At 39.7% G+C, this 23,200-nt stretch carries 18 protein-coding genes and 1 pseudogene; 13 read left to right on the top strand and 6 right to left on the bottom strand.

The window, feature by feature from the left end:
- Positions 1–147: 147 nt before the first annotated feature.
- Together RMZ41_RS23830 and RMZ41_RS23835 are read left to right on the top strand one after the other, a co-directional pair.
- A complete protein-coding gene (locus RMZ41_RS23830) occupies positions 148–1,635 on the top strand; it encodes a HAMP domain-containing sensor histidine kinase (protein ID WP_322642504.1) in 1,488 nt (495 codons plus the stop codon).
- Positions 1,636–1,816: 181 nt separating this feature from the next.
- Positions 1,817–2,485: an AIM24 family protein gene (locus RMZ41_RS23835; protein WP_322642503.1), complete on the top strand. Its 669-nt coding sequence runs from the start codon at positions 1,817–1,819 to the stop codon at positions 2,483–2,485.
- Positions 2,486–2,700: 215 nt separating this feature from the next.
- On the opposite strand, the gene RMZ41_RS23840 is transcribed toward RMZ41_RS23835, so the two are convergent.
- The 3 genes from RMZ41_RS23840 to RMZ41_RS23850 all read right to left on the bottom strand — a co-directional run bounded on the left by RMZ41_RS23840 (position 2,701) and on the right by RMZ41_RS23850 (position 6,217).
- Positions 2,701–4,155 (bottom strand): DICT sensory domain-containing protein, encoded by a 1,455-nt coding sequence (locus RMZ41_RS23840; protein ID WP_322642502.1) that lies wholly within the window; start codon positions 4,153–4,155, stop codon positions 2,701–2,703.
- A 233-nt stretch (positions 4,156–4,388) separates the two neighbouring features.
- Positions 4,389–5,876, bottom strand: a complete 1,488-nt coding sequence (locus RMZ41_RS23845; protein WP_322642501.1) for a UDP-N-acetylmuramoyl-L-alanyl-D-glutamate--2,6-diaminopimelate ligase — start codon at positions 5,874–5,876, stop codon at positions 4,389–4,391.
- A gap of 53 nt (positions 5,877–5,929) precedes the next feature.
- Entirely contained in the window at positions 5,930–6,217 is a 288-nt protein-coding gene (locus RMZ41_RS23850; protein WP_322642500.1) for a glutaredoxin family protein, read from the bottom strand.
- A 239-nt stretch (positions 6,218–6,456) separates the two neighbouring features.
- On the opposite strand from RMZ41_RS23850, the gene RMZ41_RS23855 reads away from it, so the two are divergent.
- The 10 genes and pseudogenes from RMZ41_RS23855 to RMZ41_RS23900 all read left to right on the top strand — a co-directional run bounded on the left by RMZ41_RS23855 (position 6,457) and on the right by RMZ41_RS23900 (position 15,048).
- Positions 6,457–7,161: a hypothetical protein gene (locus tag RMZ41_RS23855; protein WP_322642499.1), complete on the top strand. Its 705-nt coding sequence runs from the start codon at positions 6,457–6,459 to the stop codon at positions 7,159–7,161.
- A gap of 12 nt (positions 7,162–7,173) precedes the next feature.
- Complete coding sequence (locus RMZ41_RS23860; protein ID WP_322642498.1) at positions 7,174–7,527, top strand: hypothetical protein; 354 nt, start codon at positions 7,174–7,176, stop codon at positions 7,525–7,527.
- Positions 7,528–7,796: 269 nt separating this feature from the next.
- The gene (locus RMZ41_RS23865; RefSeq protein WP_322642497.1) at positions 7,797–8,108 is read left to right on the top strand and encodes a hypothetical protein; all 312 of its coding nucleotides are present in this window, start codon (positions 7,797–7,799) and stop codon (positions 8,106–8,108) included.
- Between the two features lie 133 nt (positions 8,109–8,241).
- A pseudogene (locus RMZ41_RS23870) lies at positions 8,242–8,364 on the top strand (DUF952 domain-containing protein); the annotation flags it as partial.
- 157 nt (positions 8,365–8,521) lie between these two features.
- Positions 8,522–8,707: a DUF4089 domain-containing protein gene (locus RMZ41_RS23875; RefSeq protein ID WP_322642496.1), complete on the top strand. Its 186-nt coding sequence runs from the start codon at positions 8,522–8,524 to the stop codon at positions 8,705–8,707.
- A gap of 146 nt (positions 8,708–8,853) precedes the next feature.
- Entirely contained in the window at positions 8,854–9,612 is a 759-nt protein-coding gene (locus RMZ41_RS23880; RefSeq protein ID WP_322642495.1) for a DUF2993 domain-containing protein, read from the top strand.
- A gap of 104 nt (positions 9,613–9,716) precedes the next feature.
- Positions 9,717–11,411, top strand: a complete 1,695-nt coding sequence (gene crtO, locus RMZ41_RS23885) for a beta-carotene ketolase CrtO (protein ID WP_322642494.1) — start codon at positions 9,717–9,719, stop codon at positions 11,409–11,411.
- Between the two features lie 534 nt (positions 11,412–11,945).
- A complete protein-coding gene (locus RMZ41_RS23890) occupies positions 11,946–12,689 on the top strand; it encodes a tetratricopeptide repeat protein (RefSeq protein WP_322642493.1) in 744 nt (247 codons plus the stop codon).
- A 53-nt stretch (positions 12,690–12,742) separates the two neighbouring features.
- Positions 12,743–13,615 carry an NAD(P)-dependent oxidoreductase gene (locus RMZ41_RS23895; RefSeq protein WP_322642492.1) on the top strand — a complete coding sequence of 291 codons (873 nt, stop codon included), beginning with the start codon at positions 12,743–12,745 and terminating at the stop codon, positions 13,613–13,615.
- A 278-nt stretch (positions 13,616–13,893) separates the two neighbouring features.
- Positions 13,894–15,048 carry a histidine decarboxylase gene (locus tag RMZ41_RS23900; protein WP_322642491.1) on the top strand — a complete coding sequence of 385 codons (1,155 nt, stop codon included), beginning with the start codon at positions 13,894–13,896 and terminating at the stop codon, positions 15,046–15,048.
- A gap of 163 nt (positions 15,049–15,211) precedes the next feature.
- Here RMZ41_RS23900 and RMZ41_RS23905 read toward each other — a convergent pair whose 3' ends face one another.
- Together RMZ41_RS23905 and RMZ41_RS23910 are read right to left on the bottom strand one after the other, a co-directional pair.
- Positions 15,212–18,595: an amino acid permease gene (locus RMZ41_RS23905; RefSeq protein WP_322642490.1), complete on the bottom strand. Its 3,384-nt coding sequence runs from the start codon at positions 18,593–18,595 to the stop codon at positions 15,212–15,214.
- 260 nt (positions 18,596–18,855) lie between these two features.
- Positions 18,856–19,740 (bottom strand): ParA family protein, encoded by an 885-nt coding sequence (locus RMZ41_RS23910; RefSeq protein WP_322642559.1) that lies wholly within the window; start codon positions 19,738–19,740, stop codon positions 18,856–18,858.
- Between the two features lie 373 nt (positions 19,741–20,113).
- Here RMZ41_RS23910 and RMZ41_RS23915 point away from each other — a divergent pair, with 373 nt between their 5' ends.
- A complete protein-coding gene (locus RMZ41_RS23915; RefSeq protein ID WP_322642489.1) occupies positions 20,114–21,289 on the top strand; it encodes a homospermidine biosynthesis protein in 1,176 nt (391 codons plus the stop codon).
- Positions 21,290–21,394: 105 nt separating this feature from the next.
- Here the strand turns inward: RMZ41_RS23915 and RMZ41_RS23920 are convergent, their stop codons facing one another.
- Positions 21,395–23,059, bottom strand: a complete 1,665-nt coding sequence (locus tag RMZ41_RS23920; protein ID WP_322642488.1) for an adenylate/guanylate cyclase domain-containing protein — start codon at positions 23,057–23,059, stop codon at positions 21,395–21,397.
- Positions 23,060–23,200: the final 141 nt, after the last annotated feature.

A 23,200-nucleotide genomic window follows, 5' to 3' on the forward strand; every position in this document is an offset into this window, starting at 1 on the left:
CCTTAATCGCTATATAGGGGAAATTGCGCCCGAATTGTTCGGTTCTACCACTTTCAACAGCACACAAATAGTTATAACCTCGGAGGTAGTAGTGAAATGTCTACCTTAGATGCTGTTGGTCGCTCTTGAATTAGGGGGTGAAAACCTGTGTACGAATGGATATTGCCAAGTCTGAGCGAAATCTTGGCCCAAAATCAATCAACTGTGGCTGAATGTTCGCCTGGTAAAGCAGAGCGGCAGTGGCGTGTTAGCCTCGCAGCGACAGAACATTTGCTATTAAATACTTTAGCAGCTGATTCAGTTGACACAACCCAAGGATTAGTTTTAGCTGCACCAGCACCCTTATTTAGTCAACCAAAACTAACTCAAAGTTTACAAACAGTCACTTTCACAGCAAAACCATTTAATCCCTTGGCGCTGATGCCATTTGAGATGCCAGATGCGATTGCACCTATAGATGAAGAAATCGCTCCTCATGAATCGGTACTTCCCTTATTACCTGCCGATCCTCTCGGTGCAGAGCAGTTTTGCTTAGTTTTTACTGATAAATTTAGATTAGTACTGGTTTTAGCAACCCATAAAAACGGGAAAAAAACCTTTTCATTTTCTTTTGAACCAGAAGTAGTACAGCAAGCTTGGCGATCGCTCGGAGCGAGGGTAATGCTGGCTAATCCAGAATTTTTTGCCCGCCTGGATGTATTGGTACAAGACTATTCTCCGGTAGCACCAGATTACCGCATCATGATCCAGTTTAGCCAATTATTGCTTCAGGAATTAACAGAGGCAGAAGGGACTGGGGAAGAAGCAGGGGAGCAGGGTGCAGGGTGCAGGGGCAAAAATACCAATTCCCAATTCCCAATTCCCAATTCCCAATCCCCAATTCCCAATCCCCAATCCCCAAATCCTGATGTAGAATTGCTCCAAGCTTTTGCTCACGAAGTCCGCACGCCTTTAACAACTATTCGCACCATGACTCGTCTGCTGCTGAAGCGGCGAGATTTAGATGAGAGTGTGATCAATCGTTTAAAAATTATCGATCACGAGTGTACCGAGCAAATTGACCGCATGGAGTTGCTGTTTAAGGCGGCAGAACTAGAAACTACTGCCTCTACAAAATCGTCAAAAACTCAACTCACACCGATGTCTTTAGATCAAGTGTTGCAGCAGAGCATTCCCCGGTGGGAACAAGCAGCACATCGGCGAAACTTAACTTTAAATGTTGTTTTACCCCAGCAACTACCAACTGTGGTAAGCAATCCGATGATGTTGGATCGGGTACTCACTGGTTTGATAGAGAATTTCACTCGTAGCTTACCCTCTGGTAGCCATATTCAAGTACAAGTTATCCCGGCTGGAGATCAACTGAAGTTACAACTATCACCCCAATTCGGATGCAAAGATTCGAGTAAAGCCGCCACACCTGCAACACCACCAATTCGCAAAGCCCTTGGTCAATTGCTGATGTTCCAGCCAGAAACGGGTACGATTAGTTTGAATATCGCTGCAACTAAGCATTTATTCCAAGCGATCGGCGGTAAATTGATTGTGCGCCAGCGTCCACACTATGGGGAAGTTTTGACGATTTTCCTTCCCTTAGAAGTTAGCAATAAACATAAATTAGGAGCTAAAACTTAGGAGTGAAGATTCATAAACTATTTTTATGAAATATCCATAGTTGCCTTCGCCTGAACTATAGGTATTTCATACAGTAATTAAACTTCTCTAACTTGCCATTTGTAAAAATAGATGCCAAAAATGTATATAAATTCTGGCTAAAAGCCAAGTACAGATTTGTGTACAAATCAACAAATAAATTATGGCAAGTTTTGAAATAATCGAAAAAGAAAGTTTACGTTTAGTCAAGGTAACTTTGCAAAACGAAACAGTAAGAACTGAATCTGGTGCTATGTACTATATACGTGGCAATATTCAGATGCAATCTAAACCCCCTTCAGCAGGCGGGTTTTTAAAATCTTTAGCGACGGGAGAAAACATTTTCCGTCCTACATATACAGGTACGGGTGAATTATATTTAGAGCCATCTTTAGCGGGATATCACATTCTAGAATTAGACGGTAGTGAATGGATTTTAGATAGTGGTGCTTATTGGGCTAGTGATGGGACTGTAGAAGTGGGAGTTGAACGAAACAAATTTGTCTCAGGCTTAATTGGTGGTGAGGGCTTGTTTCAAACAAAAGTCAAAGGCAGGGGGAAAGTAGTAATGGTAGCACAAGGCCCTGTAGAAGTAATAAATTTACAAAACGATCGATTAGTTGTCGATGGAAATTTTGCGATCGCTCGCACAAATACTGTAAACTATCGCGTTGAAAAAGCTACTAAATCTCTTTTAGGCTCGATGACTTCTGGAGAGTTTCTTGTCAGCACTTTTGAGGGAACTGGGACTGTATTACTGGCTCCTGTGCCATATTGGAAAGTCATGATGCTCCGACAAATTACTGCTGCGCTCCCAAAAACTTCGAGCTAAAAATTCTCGGTAAGTTTGAAATAACAAGGAATTAAAAACTAATTATTCACAATTGTAATAATTAGCTGGTTATTAAAGTTTTAATTCCTTTTATTGACTTAGGGAACAATCATAATTTATAGCAAGGGACTGGGGACTAGGGACTGGGTGAAAAGTCTTTTTGTGTCTAAGTTTCATCATCTGTTGATGTCCTAACCACCAAGGCTTGTGCCATATCACTCATTTTCGATTGCGATCGCTCTTGGGGTATCGCCAACGGTTGGCAATTGCACTGTAAATGTAGAACCTTCATATAATTTACTTTTTACAGAAATAGATCCGCCACAGCGCAGCAGCAATTGCTGTACTATTGTTAACCCCAAACCAGCACCACCATAATCTTCAGTAGCTGCTGCACGCACACGATAAAATCGGTCAAAGATTTTAGGAATCTCACTTTCAGCAATACCAATCCCTGTGTCGCGGAATTCTAATTGGACATAATCGCCTTGAATACGGGCACGCACCCATACTTCACCGCCATGAGGAGTAAACTTAATGCTGTTGTGCAGCAGATTAATTACAATTTGCCTCAGCCCACCACTCACACACCAAATAGGTGGGAGTTCAGTGGGTACGGTGTAAGCTAGCATAATCCCTTTTTCTTGGGCTACAGGTTGGTACGTACTGACTACTCCAGGTACAATATCTGAGAGCCGCACTGACTCCAAAGCCATCCCCTCTAAATTCCGTTCTAGTTGCACCAGTTCCAATAAACCACTAATTAGGGAATTTTGCTGATCGCACTGGGTATTTAACATCTGTAAATAACGTTGTCGTTGCGGGGGTTTGAGATTAGGAGAATTCAATAACGAAAGTGCTGTCTTGATATGCGTCAGAGGTATACGCAGTTCCTGACAGAGATTCTTCAGATATTCATCTTGAAGTTGTTCTTTATTGTGCAGTTCTTGATTTAGCTGCTGCAACTTGGTAGTGCGGGCTGTGATGATTTGACGATTAATTTCATCCTGTCGCAGGAGTTGTTTTGCAAACAGTTGATTCATCGTTGCCGCTTGGGGCATAGTTGGACAAATAAAATCAGCAGGTTCAATTGGCGATGATTCTGGCGCAATTGCTTTTTGAATACCATCTAATACTTGCTGAATTACTCTGCCCTCAACAGTAGTTATAATCAGCAATGGCTGATTTTTATTAGTATTTACCTTCGCAGATGTCTGATTTTTGCGTTTTTTAAGTGGTCGATGAGCCAAAATTAAACTACAAAACTGGGGCGATAACACCATCAGAAAGTTTTCCCGTCGCAGTTGGCTATCTGGTGGTAGGTGAACAGTGACATGATGAAAAGATGAGGAAGATGAGGAAGTCTTATCTTCCCCTGCTTCTTCGTCTTCCCCAGTTCTCCCTTTTTCACTTTCGTTAATTTGGCAAGTATAGATGAGACTAGACGCACCTACCGAAGATTGGTAACGCGTTAATTCTGATTGCCAAATTTTTTCTGGTGGTAGCTTCACCCATAAAGTGGCTACAATTTGCTGCTCAATTAGTAAGTCAATTTGCGCTCTCACCAGTGATAGCAGAGTCGCAGGACTGAGGGACAATGGTTTTGGAGGCACTTGCACTCCCATAACCAGTTGATAAACAGACAGATCCTTAGCCAGAGAAACATTCATGAGTCAAGCACAAAAAGGATGAAGCAAGAAATAATTCTGTCTTCGATTTTCACCTTTCTGCGTGCATTTTTTACAAAATCCCCACGGAAAGAAACATTAACTATGAAAAATGGGGAATGGGGGATGGGGAATGGGGAAGAAGGAAGGGGGCAGGGGGCAGGGGGCAGGGGGCAGGGGGAGCAAGGGGACAAGGAGAATACCCCATTCCCAATTCCCAATTCCCAATTCCCAAATTAACGTCTTTGGTGTAAAGCGTCGCGTGCGTGTTCTCGGTCGTCAAAATGGATTTTTTCAGTGCCGAGAATTTGGTAGTCTTCGTGACCTTTGCCGGCAAGCAACACTCCATCACCTGGTTGTGCTTGTAAAATAGCGGTGCGAATTGCAGTAGCCCGATCGCAAATTACAATTGGTTTTACTGTTGGGGCAATTCCTGCCAAAATGTCTTCTAAAATCCGTTCTGGGTTTTCTGTGCGGGGATTATCTGATGTCACTACTGCCACATCAGCTAATTCAGCAGCAATTTTACCCATTTTTGGGCGCTTAGTGCGATCGCGATCGCCGCCACAACCAAACACACAAATCACTTTACCAGGTATAAACGGGCGTGCAGCTTTCAGCAGATTTTCTAAACTATCGGGGGTGTGGGCATAATCCACAATCACGCTAATATCTTGGTCAGCATCAATTTGTACTCGTTCCATCCGTCCGGGAACTCCGGGAAACTCAGGTATTACAGACGCCACTAACTGCAAATCTAGTCCTAAGTGTAAAACTGCACCAACGGCTGCAAGAAGATTTTCTAAATTATATTGACCGACTAGTGGCGATCGAAAGGCTACGTCACCTTTTGGTGTATGTAATGTACCACTGACACCATTGGGCTGGTAACTTAAATCACTCATCCATAAATTGGCGCTGTTGTCGTTTACACTGTAACTCCAAACGCGCTCAGAATCTAACGAGGCAATTAACCGCTTCCCGTAAGAATCATCAGCATTAATTATTGCCCGTCCCTTGAGATAATTAGGGCTAAATAACAACGCTTTGGCGGCAAAGTAATCTTCCATGTCCCTGTGATAATCGAGATGGTCTTGGGTAAGATTACTGAACACCGCCACCTCAAATTCACAGCCCAACACTCTACCTTGGGCCAAAGCGTGAGAACTTACTTCCATCACCCCGAACTCACTACCAGCCTTTACAGCCTCTGCTAACTGCTGTTGCAGTTCCACCGCAAAAGGCGTAGTGTGGGCAGCAGTTTGCTCAAAACCTGCCCAACGAGTGTAGAGAGTTCCCATTAAAGCTGTAGCTAGATTAGCTTTGATGAGTAGAAATTCAATCAGATGAGTAGTTGTAGTTTTGCCATTTGTACCAGTCACACCCACCAGCTTGAGTTTTCGCCCAGGATAACCGTAAAAAGCACTGGCTATCTGGGCACAAGCTTGAGTTATGTTACTTGCACTAATGACCACAGCCTCATTCGTGGGAGGATTTTTTTGTGCAGCTTCGGGAGAAACGATCGCAGCTACAGCCCCGGATGCGATCGCACTTTGCCAAAATTCTCCACCATCAACCCGCGTTCCTGGCATCCCAATAAATAAATCTCCCGCACTACAAGCATGAGAATTCGTCTTCAAACCCTTAACTTCCACATCCTCCATCGGATGACTAGGCAATTGTTCAACACTGTCTACCGCCGTTAGTAATTCCCGCAATTTCATTTTGTGAACCTCGTCACCTTCTTAATCTTGCGCTTATTCTGCATTATTTTTTTCTAATTGGCTAAATACTTACGCAACATTTGCTCCAACTGCTGCACACTAGCACGAGGAGAAGGACGAGGCAATGGTGCTTCTATAATTTCTCCCTCCGCGCCCTTGGCGGCTTGGCGGTTCGATAAATACAGTACTGGCACTTCATACTCATACGCCGCGAACCAATCTTCACGAGTCGTAATATCCCTAATTTCCAACTCGAAACTGAGATTTTGGATTTTTTCTAGCTTTTCTTGCAAGCCTTCACATAGATGACAGCCGGGTTTACTGTATAAAATTAATCGCATTTGTTAATTACCATGAACACTATTTTACATATCACCAAAAGCGAACAGTGGACTCAAAGACATTGGTCAGGGCATTATCCTTAAATATAATTACCGTTGCGAGAGGGTGATTGCGCTCTTTCTGCTCAAGCTTGTGCAATTACGGTATGGTTATCAAAACCGAATCCTTACGATTGGCGCTCAACTAGCATAGCTGTCACCAGGGCAAATCGATTATTTATTTAGGTAGTAAATTTAGCGTGCAAAAATCTCCAGATGAAATCAGGTCTAACTTAGTAAGATTAATTCAAGATTCTCAAGATACTTATCCAAATTTGGCATCAAGGCTAAGGGAAATGAGTAGATGGATTGCTGATAAAAAATCTGGACAACTGGTATCTAAAAAACACGTAATGCTTCTTTTGGAAGAGTTGATAGAAGATGCAACATTTTGGCTAGAACTACAATTAATACCTAAAGAGGACAAGGATGCTGAACTGTCCTCACTGACACCAATAGAGATGTATTGGTACGAATATTTATTTCCCCTTTGGATTAATGAGAGAGATCCAAAAAAAGAAACCTGGAAAAAAGAGTTAATGGCTGGTAAATTCCAAGGAAACGATAGTTCTTTAGTTGAGAAGATATGCCAAGTAATAGAATTTCTTGGAGGTGATACATTTCATTCTTATATTGCGGATCTATCAATGGCAACAGATTTATTCGCTTCTGGACTAACCAATTTACCTCTTTCTGTTCAAATAACTACTATTCAAGGTATACTTTCTCAACCAAAGCAGGAAAAATGGTTAGATACTTTACAATATTGTGGAATTGAGCGGGGTTTGTTTGTAAGTTACAACCCAAGAGTCCATCAAATTGAGTCAAGAATTGGACAAGAAGCATTCCAGTGCAGTGACCAAATCCCGAAAAACTGTTATTCTAAAATTAATATAGACAGATAAGCAGTTAAAGCGATGATGTTCTATCAAGTTGAAATTCCCAAAGAACAAAAAGTTACTAGAGCAAGAGTTGCTCTTGAGAGCGCCAGAGAGTTAAGACGCTCTAAAAAGCTTATGGGAGTTGATGCCATATACGAATTTGTTAAAGACGTTGATGGAGAGTGGCTAGAAAATTGGACGGATATATCGGATGCTGAGATAAAAGCAGAAAGGGTCAAAATAAGTTCTATCAAAATAGAACTCCTTGTTTTTAAGTTTATGCTGTATTTCGCAATGTTCTACGCTTTTTATGTTTTGGTGCTAAACCAAATGGATTTGGTAAATATTGCAAAAGCAAAGAACAGGGACTCAATTACATCGCTATGTTAGTCCAACAGACAATTTTTAAATCAAATAAATAATAAGAGACAAGAAGCTTTAAGGTATCTTAAAGCTTTTTGTTTTATACAGGTTTTTCTGAAATATTTAAGCTAAAAGGTGGAAGAAAATACAACAACTTCTAGGTTCAGTAATTCAAGGACAGTTACTTTTACTATGAGTGAGTTACGGTTGCCATACAAGAACTTCATATAATATCCCTAAAGTTCCTGATGACTGAGCGCTAACGCCTAAGAGATGATGAATTTTTTAGGTGTGTTATGAAAAGTTTACTATTAGGTCTAGCCTTGGCTATGTTTGCTGTGTTACCTGCTGCGGCTGAGAATTGGATTGATTTAAATGAAGGGGGCAGTTATGTTGTGGGGATAGATACTGATTCTATTCTTACTGATAATAATGGTAATTATAATTTCTGGATAATGCATAAAGATGGGCAGGTTATCCATCAAGCTAACGCCGTTATTAGTTGTAGAGATAGAACCATTGTATTTTTAGCAAATAAAAGTTTTAATCTTGATGGAGAACTTATTGAAGCTTCTCCCTTCAATGCCATCATTTTTCATAGTATTTAGGTAATTTAGTTATTGGTTACAAAGAATATCTCAAACCATATAAGTCATACTTTTTACTGGATTTTTTTAAAAATAGCAATAATTAAAAATTATATTATTAGTCACCTGCTTGCTTAAGTGCATTAGAGAATATGCTGAAATTCATTATGAAGCTGCGGAGGTTTGCGAATTATTTCCTCACGTTTATGGTGAGTTAAATATTGATACTGTGTTCCAAGTGATTGACTTTGAAGCGGGGGAAGATCGTTTATTTTAGTTGCCGCAAGAAGTGATAAGTTTAGAATAACGTAGACGCTTCTCTAGGAGACGCTACGCGAACGGCTTGCCGCAGGCTACCGCAGAGGCGCAGAGAAGCCAGTGTGTTGAGTGGGTTAAGAAACTTGTAGCAACTGGTATAGCACAGAGGGGGAGAGATGGGAAGAGAAGAGTTTGATGTGGGTGAGTATGTCGATCAAATGGGGTTGTTGTTAGATTTGCAGCTAAGAGATGAATATCGGGATGGGGTGGTGGCAAATTTTGAGAGAATTATGGCGATCGCTAACCTTGTTAATGAGTTTCCTTTAACAGAAATTGAAGCTGCACCTGTATTTGAACCATAAAACTTTGTAATTAATGATAGCAGCCCTGTACATAAATTACGAATTACTCTAATCCTCCGACTTACATATACCTCAATATAGATCCGCTCCTTAGTATCTAGCCTTTACAGTAAATATTAAGAAGACATTTATGAGAGTAGTAATTCATGCCTAATGAACATCGGTTAGAAGAAGAATTTCTATCCCAAGAAGCTGAAAGAAGAATCTCCGAAAAGATAGATGGAGCAGAGAAAATAGAAATAGATGTACAAACCGATCTGTTGAAAATCGTTCAGGGACAGGCGGATAGAGTTTCGGTTGCTGGTCTTGGGTTAGTAATCCAAGAAGACGTTCGCGTACAGGAAATCAAACTTCAAACAGATAGTATTAATATCAATCCCTTAAGCGCTCTTTTTGGTCAAATAGAACTCAATGAGCCAGTAAATGCCATAGCGCGAATTATACTTACAGAAGTAGATATGAACCGCACTTTGGCATCAGATTTTGTTCGCAGCCAAATGCAAGATTTTGATTTGGATGTAGATGGCAGAATTGTTAGTTTTGAGGCACAAAAAATTGAACTATTTTTACCTGGTGATGGCAAAATCGAATGTAGAGGAAGAGTACTACTAAAGGAAAAGGGAAATACTCGCGTTTTTGGTTATACTGCACTCCTTCGCCCACGCACTCATTCAGAACCCGCGATGCTAGAGAGTTTTAACTGCACTGAGGGAGAAGGTATTTCCCTAGAAATAGTTACAGCTTTAATGCAAAAAGCCAAAGAATTGATGAATATACCATATTTTAAATGGGAAGATATGGTGTTCAATATTAAAGATATAAAAGTAGAAACTGGTAGTTTAATACTTTTGGTAGAAACTCAAGTAAAGCAAATACCCTCATCAATAACTCAAGTATCTCCTTAGTAGTATTGACACTGGTTAAAGATAATTTTTGTTACTGAGGGATGATGTAAAAGTAATAAAATGTTTCTACTATTTAGAAAGCTACTTATTTCTAAATTCCAACTATGCAAGAGTATGATGTTGTGCTAATCGGTGCTGGACACAATGGACTAGTTTGTGCAGCTTATTTGCTGAAAGCTGGTTATAGCGTCCTGTTACTCGAAAAGCGTTCTGTTCCAGGTGGTGCAGCAACAACTGAAGAATGTTTACCCCAAGAGGCTCCTGGATTTAAATTTAACTTATGTGCTATTGACCATGAATTTATTCACTTGGGGCCAGTTGTTGAAGAATTAGAACTAGAAAAATACGGCTTGCATTATTTGGAATGCGATCCAGTAGTTTTCTGTCCTCATCCTGATGGCAAGTATTTCTTAGGACATAAGTCGCTAGAAAAAACTTGTGCAGAAATCGCTCGTTATAGTGAACGTGATGCCAAAAAGTACGCCGAATTTGTAGATTATTGGCAACGAGCGATCGGTGCAATGATTCCGATGTTTAATGCACCGCCGAAATCAATTATAGATATCGTTGGTAACTACGATATCAAAAAATTCAAAGATTTATTTTCGATGATTGGTTCCCCGAATAAAACGCTGGACTTTATTCGTACCATGTTAACCAGCGCTGAGGATTTACTTAATGAGTGGTTTGATGAAGAATTTCTCAAAGCACCACTAGCCAGATTAGCAGCAGAACTTGGTGCGCCGCCATCACAAAAAACCCTTGCCATTGGTGCAATCATGATGGCAATGCGTCACAACCCTGGAATGGCCAGACCTCGCGGTGGAACTGGCGCACTTGTGCAAGCTTTAGTGAATTTAGTCACAAGTAAAGGTGGTGTTATTCTCACAGATCAGCATGTTGAAAAAGTTTTAATTGATGATGGCAAAGCTGTTGGCGTGCGAGTGGCTGGTGGTAAAGAATATCGCGCTAAATACGGGGTTATTTCCAATATTGATGCCAAGCGGTTATTTTTACAAATGACTGATAAAAGCGATGTTGATGGAGCCGATCCGGAATTATGGGAAAGATTAGAACGCCGCATCGTTAACAACAACGAAACTATCCTCAAAATAGACTTAGCTTTAGACGAACCACTGCGCTTTCCATACCACGCCCACAAAGACGAATATCTCGTTGGTTCTATCTTAATTGCTGATTCTGTAGCTCATGTAGAACAGGCTCATAGTAAATGTACATTGGGGGAAATTCCTGATACTGACCCATCAATGTATGTAGTCATGCCTAGTTATTTAGACCCTACATTAGCACCACCAGGTAAGCACACCGTATGGATTGAATTTTTTGCTCCTTACCAAATTGCAGGCGCAGAAGGCACTGGTTTAAAAGGTACTGGTTGGACAGATGAATTGAAAAATAAAGTTGCAGATAAAGTGGTGGATAAGTTGTCAAACTATGCACCGAATGTCAAGAATGCAACTATCGCTCGTCGTGTAGAAAGTCCAGCAGAATTAGGAGAAAGATTAGGAGCGTACAAAGGGAATTATTATCATGTTGATATGACTTTAGATCAGATGATATTTTTCCGTCCCTTGCCAGAAATAGCTAACTACAAAACGCCAATTGAGAATCTATTTCTGACTGGTGCAGGTACTCATCCAGGTGGTTCGATTTCGGGAATGCCAGGACGAAATTGTGCCCGTGCATTTTTGCAGGCAAAGCATCCCATTAGTCAAACTTTGAAGGATGCACGCGATTCAATTAAGTCAACTGTTGAGTCAGTGTTTGGAATGAGTTAGGTGTTCCAAACATAGAGCCTGTTTTATCTATTTTTTGCCTTCATGTCTTTGTATTGAAAATATAATTTTGATATCAAAAGACATGGAGGTATTATTGGAAATATCCGATTTTTAGATATTAAATCGCTTTCATCTGATGTTATCAATAATTAAATTAATATACGATAAGTAATTTTAATAATGATTAGGTTAAAGGCTTGCTTGATAAAATAAAGCAAGTAACATCATTTTCTAGTGAAAAACTAGTAAAATTGCACCCTTATTAATTAAAAGGTAAATTCCCAAATGCTTGCGATCGCAACAATAAAGCAACACAAATAATTGTTTTTTAGTGAAATAGGTTCTAAGCAATTGCTTTATGTATATTTAGTATGATAATGTACTATACGCTTGATCCCGATCAAGATATATGCATTGTCAATAAAACTCTTTCTCAAAAGATAAGTAAATTAATGGGTAAAAACTAGTGTATTTTGATAATACTCAAAAAACGAACGAATTTTAACATCGTCTCATAAGTTTTGTAGGTACAGCATGGTTTTTCAGCGCTGCTTCGTTGCATCTGGCTTGATAGCTTTCTTCGCATTTGGTTGTAGTGGTGGGGAAAACTCATCAATAGAAAAGACTACACAAGTTGTCCAAGAAAGTAATGTAACCCAGCTTTTTATAGAAGCGAAGACTACCCAAAAAGCAGAAGATTTTTTTCATCAAGGTAATAATTTATTAGATAGACAACGCTATGAAGATGCAATAAAAGCTTACGATAAAGCGATCGCCATCAAAGCTGAAAGTGCTGAAGCTTGGATTAACCGTGGCATAGCTTTGACATCGTTGCAACGTTACAGAGATGCTCTGGCATCTTACAACAAGGCGATCGCCATCAAACCCGACAAATATGAAGCTTGGTATAATCGTGGCATAGCTTTGACATCCTTGCAGCGCTACCAAGATGCTCTAGCATCTTACGACAAAGCGATCGCTATTCAACCCGATAAATATGAAGCCTTGATTAACCGGGGCATTGCTCTGACAAAGCTGCACCGCTACCAAGACGCTATTGCATCTTACAACAGAGCGATCGCCATCAAGCCAGATTTGCACCAAGCATATTACAATAAAGCTTGCTCTTATGCTTTACAAAGCAATCTGGAATTAGCAATTGAGAACCTAGATAAAGCCATCAAGCTGGTTCCTGATAAATACAAGAAATTAGCAAAAATTGACCCAGACTTTAGCAAAGTGCGTAGTCAAGAGCAGTTTCAGGAATTACTGCAATAGGATTTTGTCACCACTCAGGTAGAATATAAGCTTGCTGTAGCAATGATTTACACATGAAAAAATTGTTAATCACCGGAGCAAGTGGTTTGTTAGGATGGCATATTTGCCAACTTGCAAAACAAGAATGGGAGATTTATGGGACTTATTTATCCCATTCTCTTGAAATTCCTGGCATGAAAATGCTAAAAGTGGACTTAACAAATTTTCAGGAATTGCAACGCATATTTAGTGATGTCAAACCAACAGCAGTGATTCATACTGCTGCACAATCACAACCAAATTTTTGTCAAACCCACCCTGAAGAATCACACGCAATTAACGTCACAGCATCCGCTAATATTGCCGGACTTTGCGCGGATAAATCGATTCCTTGTGCTTTTACCTCAACCGACTTGGTTTTTGATGGCTTAAATGCACCTTATCGAGAAGCCGATGCTGTATGCCCTGTCAATCTTTACGGTGAGCAAAAAGCGATCGCAGAAGCAGATATGCTAGAAAGATATCCCATGACCGCAGTCTGTCGGATGCCATTGATGTTTGGTGCAGCCACGCCTACAGCAAAAAGCTTTATTCAGCCATTTATTGAAACTTTAAAAGCAGAAAAACAACTAAACTTATTTATAGATGAATTTCGCACCCCAGTTAGTGGAACAACTGCTGCCAAAGGACTTTTATTAGCATTAGAGAAAGTTAACGGCATCATTCACTTAGGTGGCAAAGAGCGGATTTCCCGTTATGATTTTGGACAAATATTAGTTGAGGTCTTTCAACTCCCCACCATCGGTCTTAAATCCTGCCGACAAGAAGATGTAAAAATGGCAGCACCTAGACCGGCAGATGTTTCTTTGGATAGTTCCAAAGCTTTTGTATTGGGGTATGAGCCTTTATCCGTAAAAGAAGAATTGCAGCAATTAATTAATAGTTAACAATCAGATTGTATTTGTTGTACTACCCAAGTCAGCACGTTGAAGTACACAAGACACACTATGCCTATTTAGCACAGTACGTAAGTTCTAAGGGTAAGATACTTCTTCGCAAAAAAATTAGTGTTATTACTGAAGCACTATCAGTACTTACACTGTATTCTCTTCAGTTGTAGAGCGACCTCGAGGAATTATTAAGAAAAAATAAAGGTATGTATTAATACGTTAATTTTAGATTAAAACATCCATTAACTCAATCCAAGTTGAAGAGATACAAAGATATGTCAAGTAAAGTTGCTAAAGAATTGGCAGATTTTTTGCTGCAAATAGAACAGCGATCGCAGTTTCATGCAGGCTACCCATATAATTTAAGTTGTGATTACAGTGCGATCGGCAAATTCTTCAAGCATCTATTAAATAATGCTGGAGATCCATATATAGAGCCAGATTTTGGCCTCCATTCTCGTAAGTTTGAGCAAGAAGTATTGTCTTTTTTTGCTCACCTCTACAAGATTCCAGAAAATGACTTTTGGGGTTATGTTACTGCTGGTGGAACTGAGGGTAACTTATATGGAATGTTCCTAGCAAGAGAAATTTACCCTAATGGTATTCTTTACTCATCACAAGACTCTCATTACTCAATTCCCAAAGCTGCAAAATTATTCCGCATTCAACATAATGTTGTTAATTCGCAAATTAATGGAGAAATGGATTATGACCATTTTGAACAACTTATTAGGAAAAATCGTAGTTATCCAGCCATCATCAATTTAAATATTGGGACTACCGTCAAAAGCGCAATTGATAACTTAGACAAAGTTCTAGAAATTTTAGAACGCAATCAGATTAAAGATTACTACATTCATTGTGATGCTGCACTTTCAGGATTAATATTACCGTTTTTAGATGGCGCTCCACAAATTAACTTTCAAAAACCCATAGATAGTATAGCTATTTCTGCTAAATTCATTGGTTCTCCCTTACCCTGTGGTGTAGTTTTAACTAAGAAGAAATGGGTCGAAAAAGTTGAAACAGAAATTGAATATATTGGTTCAAAAGATACAACGATCCTGGGATCTAGAAACGGTCATACTCCCCTAATCCTTTGGTATGCAATACAAACCAGAGGTTATGATGGATTAGCTAGAGAAGCAAATACATGTATCAAGAATGCTCAGTATCTTTGCCAACAACTTCAAATCAGAGAATATCCATGCATGTTAAATAGTTTTTCCAATACCGTTGTGTTTCAAAAACCTTCTCAAAAGTTAATTAAAAAGTGGCAGTTAGCAGTTTGTGAAAATTGGGCACATATTATAGTCATGCAAAATATTGATCGTCATAAAATCGATATTTTTATTAATGAACTTTTGTTAGAAGAAGGATTACTTGATAACGCAGAAAACTTTTTGCTCCAGCCAGTACTACAACACTAATGCAGATCCTAAAGTGTAATTAATTTCTCAGTTTTAGAAGGTGTTTTTCCAAACAAGATTTAATATAGCAACAGTCAAGGTAGTTAGAACATCAATAGATCATGAAACTTAGACACAAAAAGACTTTTCACCCAATCCTCAGTCCCTTGCTATACCAACCAATTTATCTCTTTAAAAAGTTTTTATAGCATAAGTTAGCAGCAAGTAACATTTCTACTTCTGCACTTCCCATAGGTGGTAAGAAAAAATACCCCTGTCCATAATCACATTGTAACGCCTTCAGTTGTGCTAATTGCTCTACAGTTTCTATCCCTTCTGCTGTTACAGACATGTTTAAATTATGAGCTAATGTCACAATTGCTCTAACAATTTCCAAATTTTCTCCTCGACTACCTATATTAGTGACGAAAGAGCGGTCAATCTTAAGGGTTTGGATTGGTAGGCGGTGTAAATAACTCAAGGATGAATAACCAGTTCCAAAATCATCCATGTGCATCTCTACATTTAACTCTGTTAATTGGGAAAGTACAGCAGTAGCTAACTCAAAATTATCCATCAACAGGGTTTCGGTAATTTCCAACTTCAAACTGCATGGGTTCAATCCAGTTTCTTGCAAAATATGTTTAACTTGTTTAAACACATCGGGTTGTGTGATTTGTTTCCCAGAGAAATTTACGCTAATTGTCAGAGGTAGTGAACTAGGAAATTGTTGATGCCATCTGTGCATTTGCTGACAGGCTTCAGAAAGCACCCATTGCCCGATATTAAGAATCATTCCAGTTTCTTCGGCTAGGGGAATAAAATCTTGAGGGGAAATAAGACCTCGTTCTGGATGATACCAACGCAGCAGGGCCTCAAACCCAATAATTTTGCCAGTTGTCAATGAAATAATTGGTTGGTACTCAAGGCGAAATTCTTCTTGCTTGAGGAGCGCATTTCGTAAAGCAGTTTCTAACTCTAAGAGCAAAGATGCACCCTCGTACATTTTTTGGTCAAATACCTCATAACGTGCCTTACCAAGTGATTTGGCACGGTACATTGCGACATCGGCATCACGGAGAATCTGTGCTGCTTGTTCATAATCTGGTTTACTTATAGCGATGCCAATACTAGCATTAGTAAAGACCAGATGCTCATTTAATTGAAAGGGCAAAGCTAGCACCTTTTTAATTCGATCGGCTACCTGTATAGCGATGTTAATATCCTCAATTTCTTCAATTAAGATAGTGAACTCATCACCACCAAAACGGGCAACTATGTCTCCACCTCGGAGAACTGATTTTAGCCGATGAGAAATTGCAATCAAAAGTTGATTTCCTAATAAATGTCCCAAGCTGTCATTAACAACTTTAAAACGGTCTATGTCTAAGAAGAGTACGGCAAATAAATAATTATTTTGCTGTTTATTGCGTTCTATTGACTGCTGCACCCGCTCAATAAATAATTGTTGATTAGGTAATCCAGTTAGTCCGTCATGAAGACTATTGTGCAGTAATTGATCTTGTGCCTGTTGACGCTCGATAATGTCTTCTTCAAGTTGTTTATTCACTCTAACAAGTTCATCTGTGCGTTCTATAACTAATTGCTCAAGCTGATAACGATATTGCATTAATTCCTGTTCTACTAACTTCCGCTTAGTGATGTCACGGATAATAACAACATACTCTCGAAGCTGAGAATTAAATGGCTGTGAAATAGTCGATTCAACAATTCTTAGACCTTGGTTTATTTTTAATGTTTGTTCAGTCCTGATAGACCATTGCTTTGGTTGACCGCGATAGGATATTAAGAGTTGATTCAAATTTCGCCCAATTAACTGCTGAATATTTGTTTGAAATAATTCTTCAGCTGCGGCATTTGTCTGACAAATTTTACCGTTTTCATCTAGGACTAATACAGTATCTGGGACGGTATCAAGAGTAGTGATAAATAGGTTCTTTGCTTGTTTGCGAGCTTCATCAATAGCAACGATTTGTGGTAGAGTTGTCCAGCAAGCGATCGCTACCCCAATCAAAGAAAGCGTCACTAACAGAATAGCTAGTAAAGAGTTTTGGGGATTATCACCAACTCTGCCTAATAAATCGCGGATAATCCAACTGCTTGTGGCAGTAATACAGATTAATGATACTAGCACCGTCACCTGTAGTATCAAAAAGTCTGAATTGTTTTTACTAGACCAAATGTAGTAACGCTGTGTCCACCATTCCATCTGTAATGGTGCAAATCTCAACTGACGTAGCCATAAATCTCCTATTATCAGAACAATAGGTAATAATAATCCCACTAAAAAATCTCTCCAATTCCAAGCTAAACCTCCTACGATTAGAACTACCGCTTCTATAAAGAAAAAACCAAGTGACCACCAAGGCCATAAAACGTAAGGTTTTCCTCGACACAGCCATAATCCCAGATGTAATCCCATAATAGACATCAGATAACAAGTACCTGCTACTGTCACAAGCTGAGATACATTTCCAAAATTTAGACACAGCAAACTGATTAGAAAGGTAATGGAGATAGCAGGGCCAAGGACACCTTGACGGGAAACTAATGTAAATATGGGAGTAATCTGTCTATCTACGGCAAGTTGGTATAATATCCTGGGAGAGTTAGAAACTGCCGTTGCCGAACTTAGAAGGCAAGATACAGTAATCAAAAGTGTTACTAGAAAAAAGGCAGATTCACCCCAAAAAGGCTTAGAAGCCGCTACCAGATTTAAGAATACATCGTCACCTATTGTTGGATTTTGCACCGAACACATTAATACCCAAGAACCGCCTAAAAAGACTGGGGGAATTAGCCAAGCAGCTACGGTTAAGAACTTTAAGGTTTTATATGGATGGTGGCTATCAGCAACAAAAGAGGAAGTGGTTTCGCAAGCATAAATTGAATAGCTAGCCAGAAAAAACCACTTTGCCCATTCTTCAAAGCTCAAACTATGTGTGCTAGCGGGAATAAATTGAAAATTACTAGTTGAGAATGCTAACCATAAAACGCCTTGAATAGAAAACAATAGCATTAATAAAATCGCTGGAAATACAAAAAATAAATGCAGGAGCGCTAAAGCACGAGTTCCACTAAACGCTAAAATAAAAGGAATCGCTGTAAATAGAACTTTTAATAAAGTTTCTGGGCAAGAAATACCTAATGTTTCAAAATTTACTTTAATTAGGTCTGTGAGAATAATTGCATACAATGCTGGTGCGGCTGCCCAGCTAAAAAAGTATCCTAATGCTACGTAACGCCCGAAGCCAGGGAAATTTTCTAATAATCTTGTCGTATAATTTGGTGTTCCTCCAGCGACATCTGGCCAATTTCTACCTAGACTTTGTACCTGTAAGTTCAGCAAAACAGAAATGACCGTGCCAACCAACCAAACTAATATCGCTTTCGGCCCTAACGCAGCATGAATAATAGGGGCAGTACCAATCCATCCCACATGACCTGTTAAGCCAAAGCCCCAGGTTTCGAGATAACTCAGTGTCCGTGGTAGGCGTATTACCAAGTTTTGATTTTTCTCTACCTGTATAGAATTATTAGTAAGCATTGTTTCTTAGTAAGATTTACTGGCCTTTTCACTGAATAGCCGAATCTTGCTATATATAGCTTCCGTATAACTGCTGAACTTATAAAAAAGAGAACTTACTTATAGCAATCTTATCTAATTTATGAAAATAGTGCTGTCTAGATCCCCGACTTCATAAAAGTTGTCGGGGATTTATTTTTTCACGAATAATTTATGACTGGTATATTATCGTGATTGTCTTCGTCTTCAAGGCTAAAATAAAAGAGATTGGGGTTATGTTTTTAGAGCTTTTGCAACAACTCCTGAGTTAACTGAAAAAATGCTTTGGAACCAGCTGATTGGGGAGCATTTAAAACTGCTGGCATAAAACTATCAACAGCTTTCGCAACATTTACATCAACAGGTATTTGTACTTTACAAATTTTCTCTACCCCAAAATCTTCCACAACCCGATGCATTACTTGTTTATAGTATCTACCAGTCAGAAGATTAGCGCTGGACATGCTGAATATAATTCCCAGCATTTTTATATCTATTTTGGTTTCATGACCATGACTGTCTTTTAATTGGGCAATGCGTCTTTCTAACAGTTGAATACCCACTACAGATAAAGGTTCTGGTTTCGCAGGAAGGATGTAGAAATCGCTGGCAGCTAAAGCACTACGAGTCAATAGATTATATCCAGGAGCACAATCGAGAAGGATAAAATCATATTCTTGACGGACTGGTTTTAAAATATTATTTATCAGCACTCTTTCAAAGCGATTCCAAATTGTTTCAAAGTCCTGCTCACCTAATGCAGTTGCTTGTTTATGTAACATTTCTGAAACAACGAATTCATCATACAAGTCGATGTCTCCTGGTAATAAATCCAGTCCGGGAAGATTGCAAACCTGGGATTGGATGATATCTTGAATTGTCAGTTTTGCTTGTGGGTCTGGATTGATAACTTCGTCAATTAAATACCTAAATGTCTTACTTTGTTTACGACGTTTGGCAAAATCTAAAGGCGACATCAAACTGAGTGTGGCACTAATTTGGCTGTCTAAATCAAGGACAAGCACCCGCTTGCCATGACTTTTAGCTAAACAGGTAGCTAGGTTGACGGTGAGGGTGGTTTTACCAACGCCGCCTTTCATATTTGCAGTAGCAATTACATATCCCATTGGTTGAGTCCTCTGTTGACGCATTTATATCTAGGTAGCGTACACCTCTCTCGATTTTATGACTGACGCAAAACTACACGCTGTTAGGGCAATTCATGAATTGTCTATACAGAAAAATCAAGGTTTGGGCTATTTTTTGCGTAAGTCCTAGATTTATTAAATCTTCCATTAAATTTAATATTTTCAGAAGCTCAAAAGGTGAGATTGTGTCAATTGTAGGCGTTGAGCTAGGTGATACGATTTAGTCTTAGCCGTAGTACTGAGATGATAAGTAGATTTACCACCGTCCTGTATTAGTTAAATTGCTGTCACTTTGGTTGAAAGCTAGATAACATTAGATTCGGCGGCGTGTTTTCTGTTCGGGAGTGCCAAAATGTCTAAACAGCTGGGTCAAAAAATTGCACCTACACCGATATCAAATGATATCAATGTAGTGGATTTGATCGATCGCTACTTCACTGCTTACAACTCAGCCCGGTTGCGAGAAATCTGCCAACTTCTGAGTCGTGATGTATTAACCGAAGGTGTCACGGTAGGAGTTAGCCTTTCCGGTGCGATGACACCAGCAGGATTTGGGGTTTCAGCGCTTGCACCCTTAATTCGCAACGGTTTTATTGACTGGATGATTAGTACTGGTGCAAATCTTTACCACGATATGCACTATGGTTTGGGTTTTGAACTTTTTGCTGGTAATCCGTTTTTGGATGATGTGAAGCTGCGCCAGGAAGGGACTATTCGCATTTATGACATCATCTTTGGTTACGATGTGCTACTAGAAACTGATGCCTTCATCCGCAAGATTTTGCAAGGGGAAGCGTTTCAGAAGCGGATGGGAACTGCTGAGTTTCACCATTTACTGGGTAAGTATGTTCGAGAAGTAGAAAAACAGTTGGGTGTGCAGAATTCCTGCTTGCTGGCTACAGCTTATGAGTATGGCGTGCCTATATATACCTCTTCTCCAGGAGATAGCTCTATTGGGATGAACGTGGCAGCTTTGGCTTTGGAAGGTTCGCAGTTGGTGATAGATCCATCAATTGATGTCAATGAAACGGCTGCGATCGCATATAATGCCCGTGAGTCAGGTGGGAAAAGTGCGGCGGTAATTCTCGGTGGCGGTAGTCCTAAGAACTTTTTACTCCAAACTCAACCGCAACTTCACGAAGTATTAGGGCTAGAAGAACGAGGACACGATTACTTTATTCAGTTTACCGATGCACGTCCAGATACAGGCGGTTTGTCTGGAGCAACCCCATCGGAAGCTGTTAGTTGGGGTAAGATTGACCCAGAAGAGTTACCTAACACAATTGTTTGTTATACCGATAGCACGATCGCTCTACCATTGGTAACAGCATACGTCTTGAATAAGTGCCAGCCACGCCCCCTGAAGCGAGTGTATGACAGGCGAGAAGCTATTTTGGATAAACTGCAAAAAGACTATCTAGCAGCCAAAAACCAACCATCCGATCAGATTCCCACAGCAGTGGCTGAAAGTGCTTCACAGCAAACAGCGACCTATCCCTGCGGTCGGCTGATTCCGAACGCTAATTAGGCAGGGGGCAGGGGGCAGAGGAGCAGGGGGCAGGGGGCAGAGGAGCAGAGGAGAAATAACTGATAGCCCCATTCCCAATGCCCCATTCCCAATACCTTATTCCCATCATCTCTTTTGTCCAATCAAAAAATAAGTTGTCATTTTTCCTTTACCTTTAACTTCAATTTCGCCACGCTTTTCAAATAAAAATTCATCACACAAAAACTTATAAATATCTTCTGTAACCTGGATTTTACCAACAATCCCTTGAGATTGTATGCAGCTAGCGATGTTTATCGTGTCTCCCCAAAGATCGTAAGTAAATTTGTTGAGGTCAATTACTCTCGCCACTACAGAACCGCTATGAATGCCGATACGGATATTGAAGTTTTGGTTATTTTCAGTATTAAATAGAGCGATCGCAGTTTGCATCTGTAGTGCCATTTTAGCGATCGCTTGAGCATGATTTGAGCAGTGTGTGGGTAAGCCACCAACTATCATATAAGCATCGTCTGTTTTGATTCTCTCTAAACCATATCGTTCGGTGAGGCGATCGAAAGTTGAGAAAATCGAGTTTAGTAAATTTACCACTTGCATTGCACTCTTAGAGGCAACAATTTCGGTAAAGCCAACAATATCTGCAAATAAAACTGTGACATTAACAAAGTCTTCGGCAATCTTAGCTGGTTCTTTTTTCAGTTCCTTGGAAATTGCGGTTGGCAAAATATTCAGCAATAAACGTTCGGTTTCTTCCTGCTGATGGCGCAGCGCTTCTTCTGCTGCTAGTCGCTGGGTGACATTGCGAAATATACCACGAATCGCAACTGGATGACCTTCGACAAATTTACAGTTAATATTACCTTCTAAAAAGATTGTTTTACCATCTTTAGTAATAAATGCGGCTTTTACTCGATCGAATTTTTCTCCTGACAGCACGCAATAAAACCTTTGTAAACAGTCTTGTTTAAAGTCTGGATGTATAATATCAAAAATAGTCATATTCGCAATTTCAGCTTCGCTATATCCCAAAGCTTCCCGCCATGCACGATTGACATATAAAAAACGACCAGATGCATTGATAGATTGAATTAGGTCGTTAGCATTTTCAAATAAATCCCGATATCGTTCTTCGCTTTCTATCAAAGCATCTTCTGCTTGTTTGCGTTTGATAAACTGGGCAATTTGACTACCAATAGAACCCATCATTTGCAATAAGTCTTTATCTTTTGGTTGTATATCCCGACTTAAAAAAACCATCACTCCTAAAATTTCACTATCGTCTAAAATAGGGAAACCAAAAGCTGTGTGCAATCCAGCTTCAGCCGCAGGTTGCGATCGCTTTGTGTCTCCATCTTCTGTGATATCCTGAATCCACAAGGGCAAACGTCTAATCCAAACTCGACCAGGTAAGCCAATACCAGGTGTACCAGGTGTATAGGTAGTTTGCCAGGTAATTGCTTTAAACTCTCGCACCGAAATTACTCGACTTGACCAAATTTCTACACACCTTAGTACTGCATTGATGCTGTGTTCCTGTACGGAAGTACCAATATATTGGCTTGGTGTCCAAAGTTCCCCTAAATCCCATCCCAAATTTTGACAAATCGACTGCAAAATTTGCGGAATTGCCTGCTTTACGCTTTGGGATTCTGATAAGATTCGAGTGATACTATATTGGGCACTTGTACGCTGTTCTCGATGCTGTCGAGCAGTAATATCTCGACCAATGTAGACAATATCTTCTAATCCTTGTATTTGTTTGGGAATTACTGAACAAGAAAAAGCAATCAACCGCTTTTCTCTAGTTTTAGTTCGGCAAACTACCTCTAATACCAATTCTGTATGAAGATGCGCTAAACTACGTCAAACTTATAGATGGGTGCATTTAGTAATTTTGTTATGAGTCGTCCATTCCAAATCGAGATTTCAGAA

The organism is Nostoc sp. DedVER02 (assembly GCF_034530675.2).
Taxonomy (GTDB): domain Bacteria; phylum Cyanobacteriota; class Cyanobacteriia; order Cyanobacteriales; family Nostocaceae; genus Nostoc.